This is a genomic window from Neoroseomonas terrae (assembly GCF_018129025.1).
In the GTDB taxonomy this organism is placed as follows: Bacteria; Pseudomonadota; Alphaproteobacteria; order Acetobacterales; family Acetobacteraceae; genus Neoroseomonas; species Neoroseomonas terrae.
In genome coordinates, this window is the sequence record NZ_JAAEDI010000055.1 from 1 (window position 1) to 3540 (window position 3540).

At 73.8% G+C, this 3540-nt stretch carries 3 protein-coding genes; all 3 read right to left on the bottom strand.

All coding sequences use genetic code 11. From position 1 onward, the window contains the following. Positions 1–454: ankyrin repeat domain-containing protein (locus GXW78_RS27580; protein WP_211872130.1), on the bottom strand; the 454-nt coding region annotated here is incomplete at its 3' end. Positions 455–507: 53 nt separating this feature from the next. Beyond that, on the bottom strand, positions 508–2592 hold the full coding sequence (locus tag GXW78_RS27585) for a hypothetical protein (RefSeq protein WP_211872131.1): 2085 nt from the start codon (positions 2590–2592) through the stop codon (positions 508–510). Positions 2593–2629: 37 nt separating this feature from the next. Beyond that, positions 2630–3540: DUF4159 domain-containing protein (locus tag GXW78_RS27590; protein WP_211872132.1), on the bottom strand; the 911-nt coding region annotated here is incomplete at its 5' end.

The following is a 3540-nucleotide window of genomic DNA, read 5'->3' on the forward strand; positions in this document are numbered from 1 at the left end:
GCTCCGCTTCGGCCGCTGCGGCCCGCTCGCGCGCGGTGCGCTGGGCGGGGCTCATCGAGGCTTCAGGCGGTACCTGGGACGGCCGGGTGGCGCCGCGGGCGGAAAGCAGGAAGAACAGGATCTCGTTGCGCCCCTGGTCCACCGCCGCGTCGATTGGCGTCAGGCCGAGCACGTTGCGTTCCTGCAGGCTGGCGCCGCGATTCACCGCGTCGCGCGCGGATGCCAGGTCGCCGCGGTTGATCGCGTCGAACAGGGCCTCGGTGGGGGCGAGGTTGGCGTTCGGGTCGGCCGGGATCGGTTCCGGCGCGCGGCGGGCGGCGATGCCGGGCAGCGCCGGCGGCGGCCGCGGGGCGGCGCGCTGGGCGTCCGGTGCGGGGCCGGAGAACTGGGCCAGCGCCGGCCCGTCCGGCAGGAGCGTCAGCGCGAGGGGCGCCACCAGGAGGATGCGTCGCATGGCGCTCCGTTTAAAGCAGTTTGCCCCTCGCGGGAAACAACGCGATGGCGTGGTTACCGCCCCTCCCGCCGCCAGGCCACCATCGCCGCGCCCAACACGAGGGTCAGCGCGAGCCACGGCGGCAGCAGCGGGATGGCGCTGATGCCAGTCACGGTATGGTCGCCGTTGCGGCGCAGCCCGATCCATCCCGGCCCGGCGACGTCGCGGCCGGGCGCCACGCGCCGCAGGTCCGGCACGGCGGGCGCGGTGGCGTCGCCCAGATAGCGGGCCACGCCGCCGGTTCCCGTCAGCAGCGGTCGCAGCTTCTCCGGGTCCGCGCGCAGGTCGGCGACTTCCATGGGGTTGGCGGCTGCGGCGGCGGCGAAGGCGGTCCGCCGGCCATCCGTCGCGTTCCACACGCCGGGCTGGGTTGCCGGGACCGTCAGCACGGACCGCCCGCCGCCGGCGGCTTCCGGCATCGCGCGCGTCACGGTGCCATCGGGGGCAGTCACGGTGATCTCGGGCGGCGCGCCGGATTCGAGGCTGCGGCGCGTCACGGTCAGCCGGCTGGCCTCGATCCGCGCGGTCAGGTCCTCTTCTTCCAGTTCCGTCTCGCGCATCAGCCAGTGGGCGACGCGGCGCAGCACTTCCTGCTGCGGCCCGCCGCCGTCATGGCCGCGCGACCACAGCCAGATGTGGTCGGACAGCAGCAGCGCCACGCGGCCTTCTCCGACGCGGTCGAGCACCAGCAGCGGCGCGCCGTCCGGCCCTTCCATGATGGCGCTGCCGCCACGCTGGTCGGCGCGCAGCCAGCGATACCAGCGGCCCCATTCCGCCTCGGCCTGTTCGGTATTGGCGCCGGGAAGGCCCTCGGTGACCGGATGGCGGAAGCCCAGTTCCGACACGCGCGGCCGGAAGGCACCCTCGCCGACGATATTCTGCCGCCCGGCCGGGCGCGCCGGCAGCACGCCACCGAGCGGCGTCAGCGCCAGCGACATCGGCCCGCTGAACTCCGGCCCGGTCGACATCAGCAGCGCGCCGCCGCCGCGGACATAGTCGGCGATGTTGCGCAGATACGCCGCCGGCAGGATGCCGCGGTTGCTGAAGCGGTCGAACACGATCAGGTCGAAGTCGCGCAGCTTCACCTGGAACAGCTCGCGCACCGGGAAGGCGATCAGCGCCAGCTCGTTCAGCGGCGTCAGGTCGTCCTTCTCGGGCGGGCGGAGAATGGTGAAGTGCACCAGGTCCACATTCGGGTCGGCCTTCAGCAGCCGCCGCCAGGTGCGCTCCCCGGCATGTGGTTCGCCGGAGACCAGCAGCACGCGCAAGCGGTCGCGCACGCCGTTGATGGTCACGACCTGCCGGTTGTTGAGCGTGGAGACTTCGCCGGGCCGCGTCTCCGCCTCGATCTCCACGACCGTGGGGCCGCCACGCTGGATCGGCACGACGATGCGGTGGTCGCGGCCGACCGGCACGCTCTCGCTGCGCGGCGCCTCGCCGTCGCGGCGGATGGTCAGCCGCGCGGCGCCCGTCGCGTTCGGCACGCCGAGATCATCCACCGCGACGCGGATCTCGACCTCCCGCCCCACGATGCCGAACCCCGGCGCCTCGATGACGCGTAGGCGGCGGTCGGTCTCCCCGGCGCGGCCGGGCATCAGGGCGTGGAAGGGTGCGTCGATCGGCGATTCCGCCGGGATGTCGTGCGCCTGCCCGTCCGTCAGCGCGATCACGCCGGCGAGGCGCGCGCGGGGAACCTCGGCCAGGGCGCGTTCGACGGCGCTGAACAGGCGCGTGCCCTGGTTGCCGGCCTCCGGCACCTCGACGGTGCGCAGTTCCAGGTCGGGCAGCCGGCCGGCGCGCGCCTCGATCTCGCGCCGCGCGGCTTCGATCTGCTCGGCGCGGGTGCCGATCCGGGCGGAATCGCTCTGGTCCACCACCAGCAGGGCGATGTCGGCGCGCGTCTCGCGCGATTCCTCGACGAGGCGCGGGTTGGCCAGCGCCAACAGGATCAGCGCGAACGTCACGCCGCGCCAGACGACGCCGCGCGCGCCGCGCCAGATGGCGGGCGCCAGCGCCAGCAGGGCCAGCGCGACCGCGATGCCGAGCAGCCACAATGGCAGGACCGGGGCGAAGTCGATGCCGGCGACAGATTGGCTCATCCGGCGGCCCCGTCACGCGGGGGGGAGGCGGCGTCGTTCAATTGCCGAGCCTTTCCAGGATGGCCGGCACATGGACCTGGTCGCCCTTGTAGTTGCCGGTCAGCGCGTACATCACGAGGTTCGTCCCGAAGCGATAGGCCAGCACGCGCTGCCGCGCGCCGCCGGGGATGGTGGCGTAGGGGTTCTGCCCCCGCCCATCCATCGCCCAGGCCGCCGCCCAGTCATGTCCGCCGATGATGACCGGGGAGACGCTGTCATTCGCCCGGTCCTGGTCGCGTGCCGCCCAGACCTGCCCGCCGGCGTAGCGGCCCGGCAGTTCCTGCAGCAGGTAGAAGGCACGGCGCAGCACGTGGTCCTCGGCGACCGGCGCCAGCGGCGGGATCGACAGGTCGCGCGTCACCCGCCGCAGCGCCGCCCGCGCCCCCTGGTTCATGCCCTCGCCCGAGCCTTCGTCCCGCGTATCGAGCAGGATGATCCCGCCATTGCGCATGAAGGTGTTGAGCGCCTCGACGGCCGCAGCATCGGGCTGCGTCGCCTCCGGCAGCACGGGCCAGTAGAGCAGCGGGAAGAAGGAGAGATCGTCGCGCCCGGGCACCACCGCCATCGGGTCGGCGAGGGCGGCCGCCGTGCGGCGGTTCATGAAGTCCGACAGGCCGACGAGGCCCAGGCGGGATGTCTCATCCACCTGCGCATCGCCGGTGGCGACATAGGCGAGGCGGGTCGCGACGGCCGCCGCGCCGGGACCTTCCTGCTGCGCCTGCGCCGGCGTGCCGAGGAGCAGGAGGGCGGCGACCGCCGCCGCGCGTGTCCCGCGACGCGACCATTGCCGGCCGACCAGCCCGCGCTGACCGAGCGAAACCAGCAGGTCGGGGCTCAGGATCTTCAGGACCACCGGGAAGCCCAGCATCGCGGCGGCGTCCCCGGCCTCCTCCGGACCCGAGACGGCGC

Coding starts and splice junctions, on each gene's coding strand:
- GXW78_RS27585 (WP_211872131.1), bottom strand. CDS start 2,592: ATGAGCCAATCTGTCGCCGGCATCGACTTCGCCCCGGTCCTGCCATTG.